A 19,632-nucleotide genomic window follows, 5' to 3' on the forward strand; every position below is an offset into this window, starting at 1 on the left:
GAGGAAAACCGTGGAGCACACATTAAAAGGACTAACAGTTGAAGAACAGGCGATCTCTGCCAAAGCAGCTGGCAAGCAGCTGGCACTTTTAACAACAGACGAGAAGAATGAAGCACTGCTGGCGGTTGCCGATCAGTTGGCAAAGGACTACGAAGTGATTTTAGCCGCAAATGAAAAAGATATGCAGGCAGGAAAAGCGAAAGACTTTGATGCGGCATTTCTGGATCGTTTGAAGCTCACAAGAAATCGTATCGAGGATTTTGCCAACGGATTGAAGGAAGTAGTCGACCTTGACGACCCGACTGGCAAAGTTACAAGTGACTGGACGTTGGAAAATGGCTTACAAGTCAGCCGTATCACCGTACCATTGGGCGTTATCGGCATGATCTATGAAGCGCGTCCAAATGTCACTGCTGATGCAACGGGTTTGGCGCTTAAATCCGGTAATAGTATCGTTCTGAAAGGCGGTTCTTCTGCCATTCATACAAATACGGCTATTGTTGAGGTAATCAAGCGAGCGCTGGAACAAACGAAAGTGCCAGCAGAGGCAGTGCAGCTTATTCAATCAACAGATCGCAAAGAGACAGCGAAACTGTTTACAATGAAGGAGCACATCGATGTGCTTATCCCTCGCGGAGGTGCTTCATTAATTCAAGCAGTTGTTGATTCAGCAACCGTACCGGTGCTGGAAACAGGCGTAGGCAACTGTCATATGTATATTGATAAAAGCGCAGAAGTCGAAATGGCGCTGGCAACATTTTTGAATGCCAAAACAGATCGCCCTGCTGTATGCAACGCACTGGAAACCTTAATTGTTCACCGAGAGTGGCTAGAGGCGCATAAAGCGGACTTTGTAAAGGCGTTACAAGATAATGGCATCCAAACACATGGTGATGAAGTGGCTGTTCAGCTGCTCCCTGACTGCAAAACAGCTACAGAAGAAGACTGGTCCAATGAATATCTGAGCCTTGACGTTGCTGTGAAGGTTGTAGATTCAGTAGAAGAAGCGATTAAGCATATTGATCAATATGGAACAAAACATTCCGAAGCTATTATTGCTGAAGATGAAGAAGCGGTTAACGTATTTATGAAAACAGTCGACGCGGCAGCTCTTTACCATAATGCTTCCACTCGGTTCACAGATGGTCATGCATTAGGTTTTGGGGCAGAAATAGGAATTTCAACCCAAAAACTGCATGCACGCGGACCAATGGGTCTGCCGGCTTTAACGACATATAAATATGTCATGAAAGGCACTGGCCAAACAAGATAAAGTGATAGCTCATCCATTTGGATGGGCTATTTTACTATTCTAAATTTATTGACAATTATAAATTTAATATCTATAATCAATCGCTATATGAGAGGAGAGAAATAGATGAGAGAATTCTTCAGCAAATTGCTGAATGGGATGAGTATTGGTATTGTAGTTGCCTTGATTCCAAATGCGTTGTTAGGTGAACTGCTCAAGCTCGCAATTCCCTACGCACCCGTCTTGCAGGCCGTTTACGACACAACTGTTTTCGTTATGAGCTTATTGCCTATCTTAATCGGTGTTATGGTCGGAATTTCATTCAAGCTCACACCGATTCAGACAGCTAGTGTCGGTATTGCTGCAATGGTAGGCGGCGGATCAGTCCAGAAGACTGCAGATGGCCTTTTCGCTTTACAAGGTATTGGCATTGTTATTAATACTGGTATAACCGCAGCCGTAGCAGTCCTATTCGTTACTTTTATCGGTAAAAGGTTGAAAGCATACAGTATTTTGCTGCTGCCGACCTTAAGTATTTTAATTCCTGGCATGATAGGTTTAATCTTACTTCCTTACATAAGAAGCGGCACAGGTTTTATTGGAGAAGGAATTGCCTTGATGACAAATTGGCAGCCAATTTTAATGGGAGCACTGTTAGCAGTTATTTTTTGTTTTATTATTTTATCTCCTATCTCTACAGTTGGCGTGGCAACTGTGATCTCATTAGCAGGAATTGGATCAGGTGCTGCTAATCTTGGTATTGTTGCAGCGGGTATCGGCTTGGCCGTTGCCAGCTATAAAGCCAATTCCTTAGGAACGGCCTTAGCGCATGTTCTCGGTTCACCGAAGATCCAAATGCGCAACTTTTTCATGAAACCGCAAATAGCTTTTCCCATGTTCCTGACAGCTGCTGTATTAGGAGCTTTGGCAGGTGTATTAAATATTCAAGGAACACCATACAGTGCAGGCTTTGGTCTCTCCGGATTTGTTGGTCCATTGAATTATATGCGATTAGCTGAAGGAGGCTGGTCTGCGGCCAACGTCTTCATTATGGCAGGTACTTTCTTTATCCTGCCATTTATTTTAAACGTCATCTTGCTGTACGTATTTACGAAAAAGTGGAAATGGATAAATTCAGGCGACTATAAGTTACATTTTGATTAAGTAATAGGCTGCAGAACTCCTGCAGTCTATTATATATTTCTTATACTTCTCCTTTCTAAGTATTGTTGCATCATCTTTTCTATAGCTGATTACGATAAATTATCACAATTGCACGGATTGGAGTAATTGCTTTTGCTGTCCTTAGTGCCGCATATTACAAGATTCTTGAGTGGTGTGGACAACCGGCTGCTAATATCTTGTGTAACAGTTACGAAGCTATCTTTATCTGCCTATCCGATGAGAGAGTTTTATGTTCGTTTGTTAATCGTTCAACTAACGCCGACAGAACATCAGACATTGCAAAGGATGAAAATCACGCTTCTGTTGTCCCAGCAACCATGAGCCGTGCATTTCGTTATTTCTTTCATTTACACCCGTTTTTTTGTTTCCTGCTCATTATCTGCTAAAATAGGAGGAAGCGATCAAAACGGAGGGATGTCCACATGCAAGCCTTTATCCGAAACGACCAATATAACAATATCAAAGAGCAGGCGCAGCAGCTGGTGAACAGTTCGGCTGCAGTAAAAGATATAGATATGATTTACGGACTTCGCTCGTTGGCAGAAGAGAAAATCAAAGAACGTTTCGAGGATTTATCAGAAGAACAAGCAGAAATGCTAGAGCGCATTTCAACGGTACGCGATGAAATTGATGCAGAACTTTACTTGGCACAGCTTCGTCCGTCTATTAAACCTTTCCCTGCATATACAGAGCAGCAGCTGCGAGATTTATTTCCAAAGGTAAAGCAGCTGTACTTGCCGAAATTAAGTGAAGTAGACTTAGAAAAAACCTCCTATCTAGGCTGGAATGATAACGGCCAGCAGGCAAAGTACCTGGTTGCGCCGTATAAGGAAGGAACTCTGGCAGCTCGCGGTACGTTTACGCCTTCCTCACAGCCGGGAATTTGTACGATATGCAATAAATTAGAAAGTGTTGGTCTTTTTATGGCTGATCCAGTCAGCCGCAGCCACGGAACGTACGTGAAGCGCGGAAATTATGTATGCAGAGATAGTGCCAAATGCAACCGAAACCTTACAGACATTCATCGGTTTTACAGCTTTTTGTCTCATTTGCATGCCTCTTAATAAAAAAGGAGCACATGCGCCACCCTGGCCATGTGCTCTTCTTTTTAATTTGCTGGCAAATCGAACGTCAAGTCAGCTGCCAGCAGATCTTTTTCCTCTTCATCTAAAACACTGGAGATCCGCAGGGAGAACGTGTCCTCTTTTTTGAAATCCTTCTGATCCATTAAGAAAACAACATACTTAGTAGCAGTTTTACCAGGATCGATTTCCCCCGTATCTGCTTCCAGTATATTATGATTCAAGATACGGTAGGTTGACGTTTCCAGAAAGGCACCAAGCTCACTTAATGGTATCGCCTGTTCACTAGCATTCTTTACTTTCAGCTTAGCCGTAGCAGCTACAATTTTATTTGGGTCCTGAAAGCCCGTAAATGAAGACGCATAAGATGAAGCGGGTGTTAACTTCGTATATTGAATCCCCTCTAGGGTTACTTCCAAATTATCAGCAGTTTGAGATTGATCAAGGCTCTGTTCAGCCAATATTTCCTTCTCCGCTACTGCATCTCGTGTCAGGCGGTCAGGGAAAAAGGGATTATCCGCTGCCACAGCCTCTGACAAATCGGAGGGCAATGTTTTGGTGCTATTTGTATCAGCAGCTTCTGCCGTCGATGTAGACTTCTCTGCAGCTTCTTCGCCGTTACTGCATGCTGATAAAACAAGGGTGAGTGCGAATAACAATACTGCAGCCGGTGTACGGAACAGTTTCATATTTCTTTCATCCTCTCTGTTAACAGGTCTTGTCTTCTAATAATAAACAAATAAAGACATAAACATCATACCGTAACACTATATGGATTGAAATGAAAAGAGCCTAAATTCCTAGAAGAAAGTCTAGGAAGGGCTGGAAAATACGGAGCAAGGTGGTATCATTCTGCACAAGGTGCTGGTAGAATGTAGGATGATTAAGAAACATTTAACTGCCTGTGAAGCAAGAACAAAAGCTGTTACTTTTCATTGCATAATTTCCAAAATGATATATATATTTAGAAGGTATGAACAAAGACGTGAAGCGAGTATATTTAAGTGAGGAGAACGCGGAGAATGGGACAAAAAAGAGATCTGAAGGTGTTGTCCACGTATTTAGATGAAGATGAACGACTTTTTCTCTACGCACCATGTAAGCTCGAGGGGAAGAACGGCATAATTGGTGTCACGCAAAATCGAATTCTGTTTACGCATAAGCCGTTAATGAAACCTGCTTACCTGGATATGACAATTTATGAGAACATCGATTATGTCCTTTATACCGAAGGCACAGGAGAAGGAGAGTTATCGATTCATTTAAATAGCGGCGATATTAAGTATGTGACAAGTCACCAGCTGATTCATCTTAAAGGTGTAAGTGATATTGTTCGTATGTTTGTGAACAATCACCAGCGGGATCTCTTGTTCCGGAATACATTCAACCGCAAACAATTTTTGGAATAGATAAACACAGTGCACAGAAGCAGTAGGGTGGAAATCTGTCTTAGAGAACTGCCGTTATCAGCATAGGAGGGCGGGCTTGCTCGCTCGCTGAAAAAGAGTGGTACCGCAATGTCCATTGTCTCTTTAGGAGATGATGGACATTTTTTTATAATAAAGGAGGAGAAGAGATGGGGTGTATTATTTGTGATAAGTATGCAGGGCATATCCAAGTTGGCGGCGATCGAAGATGACTATTTCACTAGTGAAATAGTCATAGTAATATACGGTTGAAATAATGATGAAATGATAAATTGATTGTTATAAATTTAGAGACTATAGTAACAATTTGAATTTTATGGAAGAATTAGCTTGTTTTGGACGAGGATACTTATATAATAAAATCACAACTAGCGAAAACATTAAATAACAATTAATGGAGAGGTGAATGGAATGTCAAAGATGAAGAAGGGTTTGGCAGGAGCATTACTAGCTGGTGTTATTGTAGGCGGACTATCAGGAGGAGTATCGGCATCAAGTAGCGGGTTGACAGAAAATGGTGGTTCGGAGATTATTGAATCAAGCCAGGGAGTAACAGAAAGCTATGTAAAAGATACGCAGTCTGGATTTTCAACCAATGCAACATCCGGCGAAATATCGGGTGGTTATTGGATCCGTGGTAAGAGAGATGGAAGAGTAGTTTCTGAGTATAAGCACTATCAGAAAGAAGGACGAGCATCCGTTACGAATGGCGCTGGCTATCATGACGATGGCGGATGGAAAGCCAAAAACGTTTGGAGTAAGGCGGATTTGGACTGGTCATTCTGGGGAACGAACAAGTCCTACTACGATTATAGATAAAAAACTAGGAAATAATGCAAGGGTGTTACGCGCTCTTGCATTATTTATGAGGTGAAAAATGTGAGAATGATCTTGGGATTTCTAACTTCTCTTTTCCTTTTGATAAGCCTGTACGTTATATATGACTTATTAGAGCAATACAAATTTAATGAACTCCTTTACGAAGATCGAACAGCGGCAGCAATTAATTTCAGTAATTATGAAGGAAATCCTAATGAATTACTGAAAAATAGTGCTGATCAATACAAGTTGGAGATATCTAAATATGTATTTGTAAATGAGCGTTCAATCCGTGTATTTACTACAGACCCCACACTAGGCTCTCGTATTGATCGGTTAGATGGTGATTTCCCGCAAGAAGGTACCGAACAATTTATAACGAATCAAACGAATGATGCAAGCGATGATAAAAGTGGTTCCTTCCATTCTGGAGAAAGTAATATATCTATATCCATATGGAACCTAGCTAATCAGAAACAAGCAAGTGCAAGCGGGATTTATTACATAGATGATAATAATAGTGCAGTTTCTGCATTGCTGGATCAGTTAGAAAAAGAAGGAGTTACTTCTGAATTAATCGAGGAACGTATAGATCCCGTAGTAATAAACCAGCCATTATCCTTTCTAATCTCACCACTTATCATATTGATAACCATGATTGGTGTTATTTCTTTTTATCTGCTGAATAGAAGTAATCAGGTCATGCTTTATAAGGTGATGGGGTACGCTTATGGAAGATTATCCTTCATCTTTGTAAGAAAGCTAATCGCACCGTTATTAACAGCTGTATTGTCTAGCTTTCTGCTATATCTGCTTTTCCGTATCGTCACGAACAAAAGCATCATGAATCTATTTGAATTCACGCTTCTGTATGCAGGTCTGATACTAACACTATTTATTGGAATACTATTATATGTATTTCTGATAACACGCTTGATTTTTTCCTTTGGTAAAGAATATGAAGCGTTAAAAGGAAAAAGGCCTTATAAAACATTAATGGCATTAAGTTATGCGATGAAGATATTATTTCTCGTTGCAGCAGTGGTTGCCATGTCGCAGTTAGAGCAAACAAAAAAATCATTGGAAGACTATCAAGACAATCTGGATACATGGCATCAGACGGAGAATTTGTATCAAACAGTATTATATTCTACTGGACAAGTTGACCTAGCCACAGAGAGTGACCAAAATAACAATTTAAAGCAAGTTTATGATCAGTTGAATAGTGAACTAAATGGTTTTCTTATTAATGCAGAAAACTATGAAATCAGCTCTAATGGAAGTTACTTGTACGAAATGAATACAGATGAACAAACTGCGTCAACCTCTCCTTATGGAAAAGCAATAACGATTAATGAAAACTACTTGGATTACAACAATATCCAAGCAGATACGAAAACCATTGAAGATTCAATTATAAACGACCCGTCTGTCATGAATGTATTGGTTCCTGTATCTCTCAAAGAGAAGGAAGAAGAAATTAAAAAGAACTTCCTAGACTATTTCCATTTTCAGAAGGTTGAAGTAGGGAATATTTATAGGGAGGCAAAAGGTCAGGAACTGGATAATACTTCTAAAGACGATTTAAGGATTAATGTTATTTATGTACAAAATCACCAAGAATATTTCACCTACAACCCTTCTAACAAAGGAGAAGGGGATTACTATATTGAAGATCCAATTGCGGTTATCGATACGGGACAATTCGATACTTCCTATTACATGAGCTATTTATCCAATGCTTACTTCTTTTACTCAGATCAAGCTGAGCCAACTCAGAAATTAGAGGAGATTGCCGGAGAAAATAATGCCGCTTCACAGATAAATTCTGTTATCTCTGTATTTGACGAATATGGACAAGAAATACAAGAGTTGAAAACTGATAATTATTTATTAGTACTGGCGGTCATTCTGTTATATATCTCCATATTCACTACTAGTGTTTATTACACTGTCTGTCATTTCTATAATTATAAAATGGATGTATTGCTAAGAAACATTCACGGTTATTCCTTTTTCAAGACGAATAAAACACTCATATTCTTACAATCTATCAGTTACTGCATCCTTTTAGCAGCGTTTTTATTTATATCAGCACCGTCACTAATTTTGATTATATTCGGTGGCATAGCAGTTGATGCAATACTGGTAATCGGTTTGAGTAAGTATTTCACCGCTAACATGTATTCAAAACTCAGAAGAGAGGTGTAGAGAGATGATTCAAGCTGCTCACCTAAAGAAGACGTTTAGAGAAAAAATCATATTTGATGATTTTTCTTTAACAGTAAATGATGGCGAGTTCTTATCTATAACGGGAGAAAGCGGGAGGGGGAAAACAACTTTAATAAATTTATTGAGTTTTCTTGAAAAGCCTGATAGCGGAGACATAGAATATGATGGTCTGAAGAATCCTAATTTAAAGCAAATAATGCTGTTACGTCGAAATGAGTTTGGTTACTTATTCCAAGATTACTCGTTGATTAATAATGAAACAGTAGAGAAAAATATTCTCTTAGCTATTGCTTACAGAAAGATCAGCAATAAAAAAGAATTAATACAGAATATCCTAGCGAAAGTGGGCCTCTCTGGTTATGAAAAAAAGCGGGTCTATACGCTAAGTGGAGGACAGCAGCAGAGAGTTGCGCTTGCAAGAGTAATTGCAAAAGACTGTAAGTATATATTTGCTGATGAGCCAACAGGGAATCTTGATATAAAGAATAGGGATGCTATTTTCCAGCTTCTGCAGGATATGAATAAAGAAGGTAAAACAATAATCATGGTTACACATGATCTAGAGATAGCTAAAGCAACATCAACCCAACTCGAAATCTAGTACAACTTATTTTTTAGCTGTTGATAGCAGCTGCTTCCATTCATAATTGTGCACATAAATAATTGGTGTCCTGCAAACACTGTAGACAAGATGAACAGTGGAGGGAAACTAATGAAGAAAATTATAATTGGATTTTTGTTTCTGTGTGCCTTTTCTGTATCTGCGCATCTAGTAGGAGCAGAACCGGTTAAAAATGTCATTGTAGAAACAGAGTACTACGATGATATCGAGGAACTAAAATTCCCACAAGTTAAGCATGCAGGAACACCAAAGCTTACGAGAAAGATAAACAAAGACTTTAAGGATTATATAGAAAAAGCAGCTGCAATGCGGAAGCAAAATGAAGAAGCCGGCCGAAAATATGGGTATAAACCGGATTTTCAGACGGAGTTTGAAGTCAAATACAATACAGACGGTAAGCTGAGTATATTAATGAGCAGCTACATATTTACCGGAGGTGCGCACGGGTCTACAGTCGTCGAATCCTATAATTACGATTTAATGGAAAAACAACGCGTCTATCTGACAGATATTTTGCAAACGCCAGGACAGCAAGAAAAGGTGAAGCAATATGTTTATACTTACGCAAAAGCAAGACCAGAGATCTTTTATCCTGATTTGAAAAAAGAGGATATCCCACTGGACGAGAAGACAGCCTTTTTTTATACAGATAACGGAATTGCGCTTGTCTTCCAGCAGTATGATATTGCACCGTATGTGTCAGGCAACCAAGTAATTAAGATACCAAAGAAAGTATATAGCTAAAAAAGATGCCATGGATGAAGCTAATTCCATGGCTCTTTAGGGTATACGTATAGTACGACAAAGAGGAAATGGAGAGTGGAAAATGATTAATTGGGCAATTCTAGGGCCGGGTTCAATTGCACATCATTTTGCAGAAGCACTGAAGAAAGAGGGAGAATCCATCCATGCAGTAGGGGCGCGTAACAAAGAAAAGGCAGAAGTATTCGCAGAGCAATTTGACATCTCTCATGTATATGAAGGGTTTCAAGGCGTATTCGATAATCCAGATGTTCACGTCGTATACATAGCAACTCCGCACGCCTTCCATTATGAAACAATAAAAGAAGCCTTATTGCATGGAAAGCATGTATTAGCAGAGAAGGCGATTACAGTGAATTATCAGCAGCTTGAGGAACTAGCAGCTTTAGCAGAAGAGAAACAGCTAATCTTAGCAGAAGCAATGACTATCTATCATATGCCGATTTTTAAAGAGCTGCAACAACTAATTGATGCCGGTAAAATTGGCAAAGTACAATCTTTAAGTGTCAATTTTAACAGTATCAAGGAAAACGTACCGACAAATCGATTCTTTAACCCGGACTTAGCTGGGGGAGCCTTACTGGACATTGGTGTTTACGCTTTATCCTTTGTCCGTCTTTTTATGAAAGAACAGCCTAGTGAAATCATCAGCACCGTCACCAAGCATGAAACAGGTGTTGATCAGCAAGCGGGAATTATTCTTAAAAACGAACAAGGCCAAATAGCAACCATCACTTTATCTTTCATGGTCGAGTCGCCAGAACGTGCGACTATTATGGGCACGAATGGTTTCATTGATATCGAGAAATTCTCGCGTGCACAGAAAGCAACTGTTTGTTATGTAGAAGAAGAAAAAACGGAAACAATAGAGAATGGAGAAACAGAGAGCGCATTACGTTACGAAGTAAGAGCGATGAAAGAATTGATTGAAAGCGATGTTCCACATGTAACATTGCCGTACACAAAGGATGTTATGGGGATGATGGATCAACTGAGGCAACAGTGGGAAATAGAATTTGATTTTGAATGAAAAAAGCAGGAATCATCACGATTCCTGTTTTATTTTGCGTTCATAAAAGCTTGCCAGTGTTGTGCGGAAGTAGGGTTCGAGCCAGAACATGCCAATAAATAAAGTTAATATGGCTAGCAGACCCCATCCAATAAAACTTAAATGAAGGAAAAACAACTCACTTCTATTCCCGTGCATTTTTGCTTTACTCTCCTGAATAGCCTGTAAGGGTGAGTAATCAGGATTTTCGCGCAAAATGAACAATGTCTGAGAGTAGCTGTAGTATTTAATAATGCCAGGAACAATCAGGAGCAGCGTCCAGAAAGTGAGTAAGACGGTAAGAATTAACCCAGTCAGCATATACCGCCAGAACCGTGTAAATGGATTAAAAATAGAGCTGAATGACGGCCGGTCACCCTGAACAAAGCTTTGAAACAGCCAGGTTGTACCTATAAATAAAGGCATTAATAATATGTAATTTATGATAGTGTCTCGTATGTAACTAATAATGTCATCGCGTAAAGTGGTTTCCTCAAAGACCCCCGGTATGTTAAGCAAAGGATCTGTTAGCAGACTTAGCGCAAAAGAGATAATAGTGAAAAGAAAAACAGCTAGTACACTTTTTCCCCAATTGCCGCTCAGACTATCCAATGCATCCCGTTTAAGCGTCTGGTTTGTATTCATTAAAAATCCCCCGGTCTTTCTCTGTGATTGATATGTTTATTGCACTATCGATAATACCATAAAATTTGGGGAAATATGGTTGTAATTAGGAATTGCATATGATAACTTAATTACTATCTTGTAAAACAAAGTAGTGGCTTTCTTTTTTACCCAATTACCTTGTATAGCAAGATAGTTGAGGAGGAAATTGATTTTGTCATCTAGTCAATTACTAAAAGGGATTCTGGAAGGATGTTTGCTCGCTCTCATAGCCGAACGTGAAACGTATGGATATGAAATGGTGGAAAAACTGGCTGCTTATGAATTTACGATGGTCAGCGAGGGCAGTATTTACCCATTACTGCTGCGAATGAAAAAGGAAGGGCTCGTAACGACCACAAGTAAAGCCTTGCCGTCTGGCGGACCGAAACGGAAATATTATCAGCTAACACCAGCCGGAAAAGAAGCATTGAATGAATTTAAGACAAGGTGGTCAGCAATTTCGTCTAGCGTTGATAACATTCTAAGGAGGAATCAATCATGACACTATCCAAAGCAAGTCAGACGTTTCTTGATAACTTACGTGTCTACCTTTTTGCCAGCAATAAAAAGGAAGAAGAGGTGAAGGATCTGCTCGAGGAGCTTGAGGATCATCTGTATGAGGCAGAACAGAACGGGAAGAGTATCGAGCATATTATCGGAAACTCTCCTAAAGCCTATATGAAGGAAGTAGAGGCGGAAGTAGATAAAGATGGACGTTTCTGGATTTTGTATATGCCAATGATTATTCTGGGAGCTTTTGCTTATCTGGTGATGGATAAAGTATTAGACAATGATAGGAGTTATTCCATGTTATCGCTAATTGGGAATCCTGTTGTTTTTATAGTAAGTATACTCGGACTCTTTGGGTTGTATCGCTATAATGCAGCTAACCACGTCTCGAAGAAAATAGAGATGATAGGCTATATCTTATTCAGCATTATTCAGTTTTCCTTGTTTATTGGCTTGTTATTTGCAGATAATTATATAGAATCACCTATATTTACGATCACCCCAGCGGCAAACACTGCTTTTATTTCTATATCTTTCTTGGTCTTTGTGGGGTTAGCTATATTTTCAAAAACGTGGTTTGTAGTTGTCATGCCTATCCTATTCTTCATACCGCAGCTTATCTCTCGTTATATTCAGATAAGTGAGAATACAGAGCTTGTCTTTTTATTCTGTATACTCCTAGGGCTTGCAGCATACATGTTCTGGGAAGCAAAGAGAATGAATTAACGCATGCCTCGGCATGCGTTTTACTTTGACTAAATTGTACATATAACGTAATATATATCTTACAAATGCAATATATAATTTGCATAGGAGATGAAAATGAAAAATAATGTGAAAATCACCAGAATGGAACAGAAAATCACACAAGAGCAGCTTGCCCGGCGTGTACATGTTACAAGACAAACAATCGGTTTAATTGAAAAAGGAGTGTACAATCCAACTTTACAGCTTTGTGTAGCAATTGCAAAAGCAATGGGAAAGACATTGGATGATCTATTTTGGGAGGTAGACTGAATGGAGAACACATGGATACGTTTTTTACTGCCGGATGATGAGTATAAAAGAAGGAATATAATGAGTTACTTTGCCGAGGCTGCTATTTTGCAGCTGGGAGTGCTGGTTATTATGCTGATTCTCTCTCGTACAGGTCTTATATCAATGGATAGTGAGCTTGTGTTGTTATTGCTGCTGTTTGGTTCAGCAGCTTATATAGGGATTCGTTATATTCTTTCTGGTATGGAATATACCGACATTATGACTGAGAAAGCCTTTCGAAAAGAGCGAAAGCGAATAGCAGTGAAATCAATAACGTTCTTTCTCTTTTTTGTTGGGATATACTCCCTTTTCTACCTTTTCGGGGCAGTTTCCACATCACCTGTAGCTATTCTGGGAGTAAGTATACTAGGAGCCGTTATACTTTTTATAACAGATTATGCATCTCTCCGGAGGTCCTACCAAAAGAATAAAGAATTAATCGACTAATGAACGATATGACTCTAAAGCACTGCTTCGCACAGTGCTTTTTTCGTGTTTTTACTGCTCTGGAAGGATTTATTTCTTTTTAGCGGAAACAGTAGAGTAGACGAAGGAGGAATGTGAATGTTACGCACAGGTCTGCAGACTGCGTTTTTGGCTCTGGTATTGTTGCTAGTTTTCGTTCCGACTGAGGTGGTGGCTGTGCCAAATGAAAGTACGATGTTTGAGAAAGCGAAAACTCCAGAAGAAGCAGGTTTTACGAAAACGGGCTTAGCTAAAGTAGACCAGCTCATAGAAAATGATATTGAGAACGGGTTTCCGGGAGCTTCCTTGATCATCATAAAAGATGGGAAAATCGTCAAGGAGTCTCGTTATGGTTACCGGCAAGTATATGATGGTCTGGAAAAATTGAAGCATCCGAAGAAGTTGAAGAAGGAAACACTCTATGATTTGGCTTCGAACACAAAAATGTACGCTACAAACTTTGCATTGCAGCATTTAGTGAGTACAGGCCAAATCGCCTTAACAGATAAAGTCAGTGACTATATCCCAGAATTCAAGGATAAGACCAACGCGGACATAAAAGGGAAGGATACAATCTTGATTCAGGATCTGCTGCAGCACCAAGCTGGTTTCCCTGCAAGTATAGAGTTTCATGATCCAAGTGCAGCCGGAGTGTTTTATTCTCAGAATCGGGATCGCACTATTGAATATCTTCCACAAGTGCCGCTGGAATATGAACCTCGCACAAATCACCTATACAGTGATATAGATTATATGCTTTTAGGTGTCATTGTAGAGCGAGTAACGGGGAAACAGCTAGATGCGTTTGTGGAAGAAACTTTCTACCAGCCGCTCCAATTGAAAAATACGATGTTCAAGCCATTGGATAAAGGTGTAAAGAAGAAAGATATTGCTGCGACGGAGCGGCTGGGAAATACACGTGATGGATATATCTCCTTCCCGCATATACGCCAAGAGACAATTATCGGAGAAGTGCATGATGAAAAAAGTTATTACGCGATGGAGGGTATTGCTGGTCACGCTGGTCTTTTCTCCACAACAACAGATATGGCAGTGCTCCTGCAAGTGATGCTCAATGGCGGTGACTATGGCACGCATCACTTTTTCGACGAAGCTGTGATAGACCAATTTACGGCCGCTTCTTCCACGAATGATACCTATGGATTGGGCTGGAGACGGAATGGAAGCGGAGGGACAATGGAATGGATGTTTGGATCACTGGCAAGCGAAGCTGCTTACGGGCATACAGGCTGGACGGGCACCGTAACCATTATTGACCCTGCGTATGATTTAGGTATTGTGCTGCTGACAAATAAGAAGCATACACCGGTTGTGAATCCGGAACAAAACAGCAATCTATTTGCAGGAGATGAGTATGCTACCGGCGATTACGGACCTGTTGTTCAAGCGATATATGAGGCGATGAAATGAAGAAAACACGGTTTGCACACCGTGTTTTTCTATGTGACGACAAGAGCGCGTCTGCCCATGGCGTCATATATACGAATGAAATGCTCTCTTGCTGCTTTTACATGCGCACCGCTTTTTTCGGTTGATTCACAATCATGGAAATAGACATAGTTATCATCTGTTCCAGTTAAAACGATACAGTGAAGCGGCCGCGGCGCTGGTACAGTTTTACCGGCAGGTGTTTTCCAGAAACGTTCAATAGGCATCTCGTGGTGAATCGTAAACCAGACTAGCACAGGATGACCATCTGCCAGATGTCTTTCAATGCTGGAAAATGATTGACCATACAAAGCCAAGCTGCCAGGACGGTATGTATCTGCCAGCTGTTTCAGCGGTTTTGGGTTGATTGTAATACCATTATCAAATGGATCTCCAACAAAGCCGTCTTCGGGATCACCCCATACTTGTATTGTTCCATTAGCATCGCGTGCTACAGGGGTATGATCCATAGGCATCTCACGTGCTAACGCCAGTTTGTCGACGGCTTCTCCATAAAAGGAGAGTGCCATCGTCAGTGCCGTGACTTCACAACCGGAAGGAAGTTCAGGTCGCTGCTTTATGTACGGAACAGGTAGCAATTTCATTCATTACCCTCCAATTATTCAGGTTAACTGCTTTTCACATCTGTTTCAGTAAGATCACGTTTGATATATGCCTCATAAAAGCTTGCGCGAGTCGACTTGTAGTAAGGATATGTCCAAAGGTGACTCAGGTAAAACCAACTTGTACCGACAGGCAAAGGCATGAGTAATGTGTAAAATAGTAAGACTGAAATACATAAAGATACTAAGTTAAGATTGTTTATGTCCGTAGAATAGAGAAAAGGGATAGAAAGTATAGATAAGAAGACTATTAGAAAGCCAAACATAAGGTACAATAAAAACCCAGCTAAAACCCCTTTTCCCCACCTGAATGATAATCCAGTTAATGCCATTCCTTTCAAATCTGGTTTGCTAATCATGTTCAACCTCCACTTTAATATGTTGAAGATAAATAATGGAAAAACATGTATTATCATACCATTCAGGAAGTGTCATAATGGATACAAAAGGGAAATTTTACAAATTTGATTCCAACTGCCTAACAAATTAGTGAGTGATTGTACTTATGCAATCTGTGACAGATAAATCTGGAGACCCATTCTCCATTAATGCAAAGGCTATATCTTAAGTCTGCGTACCTTATGTCTTATTTGTGTTAGCTATATCAATACCAAAAATAGTCTCAAATCCTTTCTTCCCCGTTTCTGTAAGAAGCAGAGATCGTGAGGCAGTTTTCTTATGGCACCAATTCAATTCTAAGAAACGAATTAGCATTGCGTTCCCTAATGCCCCAGCAATATGATGCTTTCTTTCACTCCAGTCTAAGCAGCAAGGACAGAAAGATCTCCTCTTTTTCCGCGCCACTTCCAGGTCTATACCAAAATCGGAGAAAAAATGCTCCCCTTCTTTGCTTAGTAAATAATGTTCATTACTTTGTGTGATGTAATCATTTTCTATTAAGGATTCTGTAACCATTATTGCAAGTGTACCGGCCAGGTGATCATAGCAAGTCCGTGCATAACGGATAGCTTGATCTTCTCTAGCCTGTTTAAAAGAAGAGATTCGTGGTGGTGGTGAAATGGTCAGCAGCGATTCGAGTATCTTCGCAATGTCAGGACTCATTAATCCATAATAGCGATGGCGCCCTTGTCTGGTTTGATGGATTATACCGGCATCTTCTAATCTCTTCAGATGAAAGCTGGCAGTTTGCGGAGTTATCCCAGCAAATCTGGCTAGTTCTCCGGATGTGTGATATCGCCCATCCAGCATCGAAGTTAGCATAACACTTCGAGATGGATCAATCAGAAGTCTTGCAGCTTCGGCAGTGTGTTGTGGATACAATGGCTGTTCTCCTTTCCTTACATCCATATTTCGATGAGGTTCTTATCATACTTATTTTAAGCTAATAAATGGAAGGAGAGAAGATACATGGTCATAAAAAAACAAGCTATTCACCCCAAAATCTTATATTATGGCAATCCAGTGGTACTTCTGACTACTGCAAATGAGGACGGTACAACGAATATAAGTCCGATCTCCTCGTCTTGGGCTTTAGGTCATATGGTAGTCCTTGGTCTTGGTACAGATGGTAAAGCGTATGAGAATCTAGAGAGGCATGGAGAATGTGTATTAAACCTTCCAGGTCCTGATTTATGGCCTCACGTTGAAAAACTAGCGTCTTGCACAGGAAAAGAAAAGGTTCCTCTTGGAAAAGAAGCATATGGCTGTATATCAATCCAAGACAAGTTCGGATACGCAGGACTCACATGGCAACCATCTGCAAAGGTAGATGTGGAAGCAGTGGCAGAATGCCAGCTCCACATTGAAGCGCAAGTAATGCATATGAGGAGGCCGAATTACTTGGAAGGAGTTGCAATCGTCGAAGTTGAAGCTTTAGCTATTCATGCTCACAAACATATTCTGGAAGAGGGTAGTCACCATATTAACCCTAGCAAATTCAGCCCGTTAATTTATAATTTCCGTCATTATTTCCAGCTCGGAAATGAGTTAGGCAAAACAGTTCGAGCATAAATAATATCATAAAGAACAGCCTGCAGTTTTTATCTGCAGGCTGTTTTTTATTCTGTCGCCAAAGCTTCTAGCGAATCTAGTATATGGTCAATCAAACTCGGCAGATCTTCCATCTGATTTTCATTAATCTTACGGTCAAAATGGACTTCTGCTGTATTTTGGTAGTGGGCTTGCTGTTTATTATATTCATACTGTAATGTTTGCTTCGGACGGCTAGGGGGCGTCCAGATTTGATTTAGGATGGATTCTATAACAGGACATTCTGCTTGTGGGTCTTCAACAGTCATAGTAAAGAATACACGTAATGTGCAGCCTGGCTGTGTGTCTGGTGCTTCCAATATTTCATCTGCTAGATCTTTTAGAGATGCCTCTAAACAAATCTCCGCAGTAACGTCAGCGTTGTCTTGCATCGTAAAGCCCAAGCGAAATTCACGAGACAGGCTTGCCATTTCCACGCGGTCATATCGAGATACAATGTTGATTTCATTATCCAGATTGTCCAGATCATAAAGCTGATTTTCAAAAGCTACTTTCAAGTTATCAAATACAGTTGGATCAAACATCATGCAGAACCTCGCTTTATTTATATGAGAAAACTCTAGCACATGCTTCATATAGAAACAATCTTTACGATAGACGGTAGTAAAAATATGGGATATTCGTTACAATTTTATGCAAGAAGAATGGGGTGAGAACGTGTTTAAGATTTTATTGATTGAAGATGATAGAAGCTTATTCGAAGAGATTAAGACGCGCTTGACGCAATGGTCTTATGACGTACAAGGGATTGATGATTTTGGTCAGGTAATGGAGAAGTTCTCGGCGGTAAAGCCGGAGCTTGTACTTATTGATATTCAGCTGCCGAGCTATGACGGATTTCATTGGTGCCGTATGATTCGAGCTCATTCTAATGTACCGATTATCTTCTTGTCCTCTCGGGATCATCCAATGGATATGGTTATGGCAATGCAGCTGGGCGGAGATGATTTCGTACAAAAACCATTTCACTTTGAGGTGCTGATTGCTAAAATTCAAGCAATACTTCGCCGTGTTTATAATTACAGCATAGATACCGTTACATTAAAGACATGGAATGGTGCAACGGTAGATTATGAGAAAAATGAAGTTGAAAATGATACAGGAAAAGTAGAGCTGACAAAAAATGAAATGTTTATTTTGAAAATGTTAGTTGAACAGAGAAATAAAATTGTTTCACGTGAAAAACTCATTACAAGTTTATGGGACGATGAACGCTTCATTAGCGATAACACACTAACAGTGAATGTGAACAGATTGCGAAAGAAATTGGAAGCCATCGGTCTTGGTCAGCATATTGAAACAAAAGTAGGGCAAGGGTACGCTGCATTAGAGGCGGATAATCTATGATTCGTATCTATTTGCGTGATAAAGCGAGCTGGATTGGTATGTTTGTTCTGCTTTCCTGTTTACTTTTACTAGTAGCTTATGTGGATACTACCATTCCCTTTACATCAATCTTTTATCTCTTATTGCTGTTCTGGCTGCTGCTGCTTATTTTTCTATTCCTTCGTTATCATCGGGAAACTCGCTATTACCGCGGTATAAAAAATTGGGAAAAAAGTATGGATGCATCCACATTGCCGGAGCCCGATCGTCCTTATGAATATATTGTGCATGAAAGTCTTCAAGAACAAGTTCGATTCTTAAACCGAACTTCTGCTGATCGCCTGGAAGCTATGGAACAAGAGAAAGATGAGCTGCTGTCCTGGATCCACGAAGTGAAAACGCCTTTAACCGCGATGCAGCTAATCATGGAGCGGATTGAGGATATGACACTAAAGCAGCAGCTCACGTATGAATGGCTTCGTGTGCATATGCTGTTGGACACCCAAATTCATCAAAAACGAATTACGTTCATTGAAAACGACTTGTTTATAGAAGAAATCCATTTACCGGAAGTAATAAGTCAGGAAATTAGATCACTCAGGTCTTGGTGTATGCAAAAGGGAATTGGATTTGAAATAGACTTAAAGGAAACAATGGTGCTCAGTGATACAAAATGGTTCACTTTTATTTTACGGCAGCTGTTATCCAATGCTGTAAAGTATAGTGAAAACAGTGATATTCACATCATGAGTGAAATGAAGGATGGACATATACGGATACATATTCAAGATAACGGTATTGGAATAGATGCAAAAGATATGCCGCGTATATTTGAACGGGGTTTTACATCAACAGTCCAGCATGATAAAGCGGCTACTGGTATGGGGCTTTATTTGACTAAAAAGGCAGCGAAGCCGCTTCGAATCAACATTGACGTAGCATCTGACCCAGGAAAAGGCACATGCTTTACACTCACTTTCCCAAAGCGGAATGAAATGGTCGGCATGACGGGCGTGTGACAAGATTGTCACACGCTTTTGTTCGTTTGTTAGCTGAAAAGCAGGAGCATATTTCGCTGCATCCGTATACTTGGGGTAACAAATCACATAAAGAGGT

General features: G+C 40.1%; 24 protein-coding genes. 18 read left to right on the forward strand and 6 right to left on the reverse strand.

Going from position 1 to position 19,632, the window contains the following annotated elements; all coding sequences use genetic code 11:
• Positions 1 to 10: 10 nt before the first annotated feature.
• From CRO17_RS00525 to CRO17_RS00540, 4 genes are all read left to right on the forward strand, one after another.
• Positions 11 to 1,273, forward strand: coding sequence for a glutamate-5-semialdehyde dehydrogenase (locus CRO17_RS00525; protein WP_097038258.1), 1,263 nt, complete (start codon positions 11 to 13; stop codon positions 1,271 to 1,273).
• Between the two features lie 105 nt (positions 1,274 to 1,378).
• Positions 1,379 to 2,416 (forward strand): PTS sugar transporter subunit IIC, encoded by a 1,038-nt coding sequence (locus CRO17_RS00530; protein ID WP_097038260.1) that lies wholly within the window; start codon positions 1,379 to 1,381, stop codon positions 2,414 to 2,416.
• Positions 2,417 to 2,548: 132 nt separating this feature from the next.
• Entirely contained in the window at positions 2,549 to 2,758 is a 210-nt protein-coding gene (locus CRO17_RS00535; RefSeq protein WP_097038262.1) for a hypothetical protein, read from the forward strand.
• A 101-nt stretch (positions 2,759 to 2,859) separates the two neighbouring features.
• Positions 2,860 to 3,501 (forward strand): FusB/FusC family EF-G-binding protein, encoded by a 642-nt coding sequence (locus CRO17_RS00540; RefSeq protein WP_097038264.1) that lies wholly within the window; start codon positions 2,860 to 2,862, stop codon positions 3,499 to 3,501.
• Between the two features lie 44 nt (positions 3,502 to 3,545).
• Here CRO17_RS00540 and CRO17_RS00545 read toward each other — a convergent pair whose 3' ends face one another.
• Positions 3,546 to 4,208: a DUF4352 domain-containing protein gene (locus CRO17_RS00545; protein WP_097038266.1), complete on the reverse strand. Its 663-nt coding sequence runs from the start codon at positions 4,206 to 4,208 to the stop codon at positions 3,546 to 3,548.
• A 333-nt stretch (positions 4,209 to 4,541) separates the two neighbouring features.
• On the opposite strand from CRO17_RS00545, the gene CRO17_RS00550 reads away from it, so the two are divergent.
• The 6 genes from CRO17_RS00550 (at position 4,542) to CRO17_RS00575 (ending at position 10,411) form a co-directional block, all read left to right on the forward strand.
• Positions 4,542 to 4,928 (forward strand): PH domain-containing protein, encoded by a 387-nt coding sequence (locus tag CRO17_RS00550; protein ID WP_097038268.1) that lies wholly within the window; start codon positions 4,542 to 4,544, stop codon positions 4,926 to 4,928.
• A 429-nt stretch (positions 4,929 to 5,357) separates the two neighbouring features.
• The gene (locus CRO17_RS00555) at positions 5,358 to 5,765 is read left to right on the forward strand and encodes a hypothetical protein (RefSeq protein ID WP_245864517.1); all 408 of its coding nucleotides are present in this window, start codon (positions 5,358 to 5,360) and stop codon (positions 5,763 to 5,765) included.
• Between the two features lie 66 nt (positions 5,766 to 5,831).
• A complete protein-coding gene (locus CRO17_RS00560) occupies positions 5,832 to 7,976 on the forward strand; it encodes a DUF1430 domain-containing protein (protein ID WP_097038269.1) in 2,145 nt (714 codons plus the stop codon).
• 4 nt (positions 7,977 to 7,980) lie between these two features.
• Entirely contained in the window at positions 7,981 to 8,598 is a 618-nt protein-coding gene (locus tag CRO17_RS00565; RefSeq protein WP_097038271.1) for an ATP-binding cassette domain-containing protein, read from the forward strand.
• A 111-nt stretch (positions 8,599 to 8,709) separates the two neighbouring features.
• Positions 8,710 to 9,363 (forward strand): DUF3298 and DUF4163 domain-containing protein, encoded by a 654-nt coding sequence (locus CRO17_RS00570; RefSeq protein ID WP_179636751.1) that lies wholly within the window; start codon positions 8,710 to 8,712, stop codon positions 9,361 to 9,363.
• Between the two features lie 82 nt (positions 9,364 to 9,445).
• Positions 9,446 to 10,411, forward strand: coding sequence for a Gfo/Idh/MocA family protein (locus CRO17_RS00575; RefSeq protein WP_097038275.1), 966 nt, complete (start codon positions 9,446 to 9,448; stop codon positions 10,409 to 10,411).
• Between the two features lie 15 nt (positions 10,412 to 10,426).
• Here CRO17_RS00575 and CRO17_RS00580 read toward each other — a convergent pair whose 3' ends face one another.
• Entirely contained in the window at positions 10,427 to 11,074 is a 648-nt protein-coding gene (locus tag CRO17_RS00580) for a DUF975 family protein (protein WP_097038277.1), read from the reverse strand.
• Between the two features lie 193 nt (positions 11,075 to 11,267).
• Between CRO17_RS00580 and CRO17_RS00585 the strand changes: the two genes are divergently transcribed.
• From CRO17_RS00585 to pbp4b, 5 genes are all read left to right on the forward strand, one after another.
• The gene (locus tag CRO17_RS00585) at positions 11,268 to 11,597 is read left to right on the forward strand and encodes a PadR family transcriptional regulator (protein ID WP_097038279.1); all 330 of its coding nucleotides are present in this window, start codon (positions 11,268 to 11,270) and stop codon (positions 11,595 to 11,597) included.
• Positions 11,594 to 12,331, forward strand: a complete 738-nt coding sequence (locus CRO17_RS00590; protein WP_097038281.1) for an HAAS domain-containing protein — start codon at positions 11,594 to 11,596, stop codon at positions 12,329 to 12,331. The genes CRO17_RS00585 and CRO17_RS00590 overlap by 4 nt, the downstream gene beginning before the upstream one ends.
• Before the next feature lie 96 nt (positions 12,332 to 12,427).
• Positions 12,428 to 12,622, forward strand: a complete 195-nt coding sequence (locus CRO17_RS00595; protein WP_097038283.1) for a helix-turn-helix transcriptional regulator — start codon at positions 12,428 to 12,430, stop codon at positions 12,620 to 12,622.
• Positions 12,623 to 13,090: a hypothetical protein gene (locus tag CRO17_RS00600; protein ID WP_097038285.1), complete on the forward strand. Its 468-nt coding sequence runs from the start codon at positions 12,623 to 12,625 to the stop codon at positions 13,088 to 13,090.
• A 117-nt stretch (positions 13,091 to 13,207) separates the two neighbouring features.
• A complete protein-coding gene (gene pbp4b, locus CRO17_RS00605) occupies positions 13,208 to 14,539 on the forward strand; it encodes a penicillin binding protein PBP4B (RefSeq protein WP_097038287.1) in 1,332 nt (443 codons plus the stop codon).
• Positions 14,540 to 14,568: 29 nt separating this feature from the next.
• Here the strand turns inward: pbp4b and CRO17_RS00610 are convergent, their stop codons facing one another.
• From CRO17_RS00610 to CRO17_RS00620, 3 genes are all read right to left on the reverse strand, one after another.
• Positions 14,569 to 15,162, reverse strand: a complete 594-nt coding sequence (locus CRO17_RS00610; protein WP_097038288.1) for a C39 family peptidase — start codon at positions 15,160 to 15,162, stop codon at positions 14,569 to 14,571.
• A gap of 23 nt (positions 15,163 to 15,185) precedes the next feature.
• On the reverse strand, positions 15,186 to 15,539 hold the full coding sequence (locus tag CRO17_RS00615; RefSeq protein WP_097038290.1) for a hypothetical protein: 354 nt from the start codon (positions 15,537 to 15,539) through the stop codon (positions 15,186 to 15,188).
• A 220-nt stretch (positions 15,540 to 15,759) separates the two neighbouring features.
• The gene (locus CRO17_RS00620) at positions 15,760 to 16,461 is read right to left on the reverse strand and encodes an ArsR/SmtB family transcription factor (protein WP_281253783.1); all 702 of its coding nucleotides are present in this window, start codon (positions 16,459 to 16,461) and stop codon (positions 15,760 to 15,762) included.
• Positions 16,462 to 16,548: 87 nt separating this feature from the next.
• Between CRO17_RS00620 and CRO17_RS00625 the strand changes: the two genes are divergently transcribed.
• Positions 16,549 to 17,151 carry a flavin reductase family protein gene (locus tag CRO17_RS00625; RefSeq protein ID WP_097038294.1) on the forward strand — a complete coding sequence of 201 codons (603 nt, stop codon included), beginning with the start codon at positions 16,549 to 16,551 and terminating at the stop codon, positions 17,149 to 17,151.
• A 47-nt stretch (positions 17,152 to 17,198) separates the two neighbouring features.
• Here the strand turns inward: CRO17_RS00625 and CRO17_RS00630 are convergent, their stop codons facing one another.
• The gene (locus CRO17_RS00630) at positions 17,199 to 17,717 is read right to left on the reverse strand and encodes a hypothetical protein (RefSeq protein WP_342748939.1); all 519 of its coding nucleotides are present in this window, start codon (positions 17,715 to 17,717) and stop codon (positions 17,199 to 17,201) included.
• A 130-nt stretch (positions 17,718 to 17,847) separates the two neighbouring features.
• On the opposite strand from CRO17_RS00630, the gene CRO17_RS00635 reads away from it, so the two are divergent.
• The gene (locus CRO17_RS00635) at positions 17,848 to 18,537 is read left to right on the forward strand and encodes a response regulator transcription factor (protein ID WP_097038295.1); all 690 of its coding nucleotides are present in this window, start codon (positions 17,848 to 17,850) and stop codon (positions 18,535 to 18,537) included.
• Positions 18,534 to 19,535, forward strand: a complete 1,002-nt coding sequence (locus CRO17_RS00640) for a sensor histidine kinase (RefSeq protein WP_097038297.1) — start codon at positions 18,534 to 18,536, stop codon at positions 19,533 to 19,535. Before CRO17_RS00635 ends, CRO17_RS00640 begins: the two co-directional genes overlap by 4 nt.
• Positions 19,536 to 19,632 lie beyond the last annotated feature (97 nt).

Source organism: Terribacillus aidingensis, from assembly GCF_900215625.1.
In the GTDB taxonomy this organism is placed as follows: domain Bacteria; phylum Bacillota; class Bacilli; order Bacillales; family Amphibacillaceae; genus Terribacillus; species Terribacillus aidingensis.

Excerpts from the sequence above, each read along its gene's own strand:
- CRO17_RS00570 (WP_179636751.1), top strand. The coding sequence starts at position 8,710 with ATGAAGAAAATTATAATTGGATTTTTGTTTCTGTGTGCCTTTTCTGTA.
- CRO17_RS00600 (WP_097038285.1), top strand. The coding sequence starts at position 12,623 with ATGGAGAACACATGGATACGTTTTTTACTGCCGGATGATGAGTATAAA.
- CRO17_RS00630 (WP_342748939.1), bottom strand. The coding sequence starts at position 17,717 with ATGATGTTTGATCCAACTGTATTTGATAACTTGAAAGTAGCTTTTGAA.
- CRO17_RS00590 (WP_097038281.1), top strand. The coding sequence starts at position 11,594 with ATGACACTATCCAAAGCAAGTCAGACGTTTCTTGATAACTTACGTGTC.
- CRO17_RS00565 (WP_097038271.1), top strand. The coding sequence starts at position 7,981 with ATGATTCAAGCTGCTCACCTAAAGAAGACGTTTAGAGAAAAAATCATA.
- pbp4b (WP_097038287.1), top strand. The coding sequence starts at position 13,208 with ATGTTACGCACAGGTCTGCAGACTGCGTTTTTGGCTCTGGTATTGTTG.
- CRO17_RS00540 (WP_097038264.1), top strand. The coding sequence starts at position 2,860 with ATGCAAGCCTTTATCCGAAACGACCAATATAACAATATCAAAGAGCAG.
- CRO17_RS00615 (WP_097038290.1), bottom strand. The coding sequence starts at position 15,539 with ATGATTAGCAAACCAGATTTGAAAGGAATGGCATTAACTGGATTATCA.
- CRO17_RS00575 (WP_097038275.1), top strand. The coding sequence starts at position 9,446 with ATGATTAATTGGGCAATTCTAGGGCCGGGTTCAATTGCACATCATTTT.
- CRO17_RS00640 (WP_097038297.1), top strand. The coding sequence starts at position 18,534 with ATGATTCGTATCTATTTGCGTGATAAAGCGAGCTGGATTGGTATGTTT.
- CRO17_RS00595 (WP_097038283.1), top strand. The coding sequence starts at position 12,428 with ATGAAAAATAATGTGAAAATCACCAGAATGGAACAGAAAATCACACAA.
- CRO17_RS00610 (WP_097038288.1), bottom strand. The coding sequence starts at position 15,162 with ATGAAATTGCTACCTGTTCCGTACATAAAGCAGCGACCTGAACTTCCT.
- CRO17_RS00545 (WP_097038266.1), bottom strand. The coding sequence starts at position 4,208 with ATGAAACTGTTCCGTACACCGGCTGCAGTATTGTTATTCGCACTCACC.
- CRO17_RS00625 (WP_097038294.1), top strand. The coding sequence starts at position 16,549 with ATGGTCATAAAAAAACAAGCTATTCACCCCAAAATCTTATATTATGGC.
- CRO17_RS00560 (WP_097038269.1), top strand. The coding sequence starts at position 5,832 with ATGATCTTGGGATTTCTAACTTCTCTTTTCCTTTTGATAAGCCTGTAC.
- CRO17_RS00555 (WP_245864517.1), top strand. The coding sequence starts at position 5,358 with ATGTCAAAGATGAAGAAGGGTTTGGCAGGAGCATTACTAGCTGGTGTT.
- CRO17_RS00580 (WP_097038277.1), bottom strand. The coding sequence starts at position 11,074 with ATGAATACAAACCAGACGCTTAAACGGGATGCATTGGATAGTCTGAGC.
- CRO17_RS00550 (WP_097038268.1), top strand. The coding sequence starts at position 4,542 with ATGGGACAAAAAAGAGATCTGAAGGTGTTGTCCACGTATTTAGATGAA.
- CRO17_RS00530 (WP_097038260.1), top strand. The coding sequence starts at position 1,379 with ATGAGAGAATTCTTCAGCAAATTGCTGAATGGGATGAGTATTGGTATT.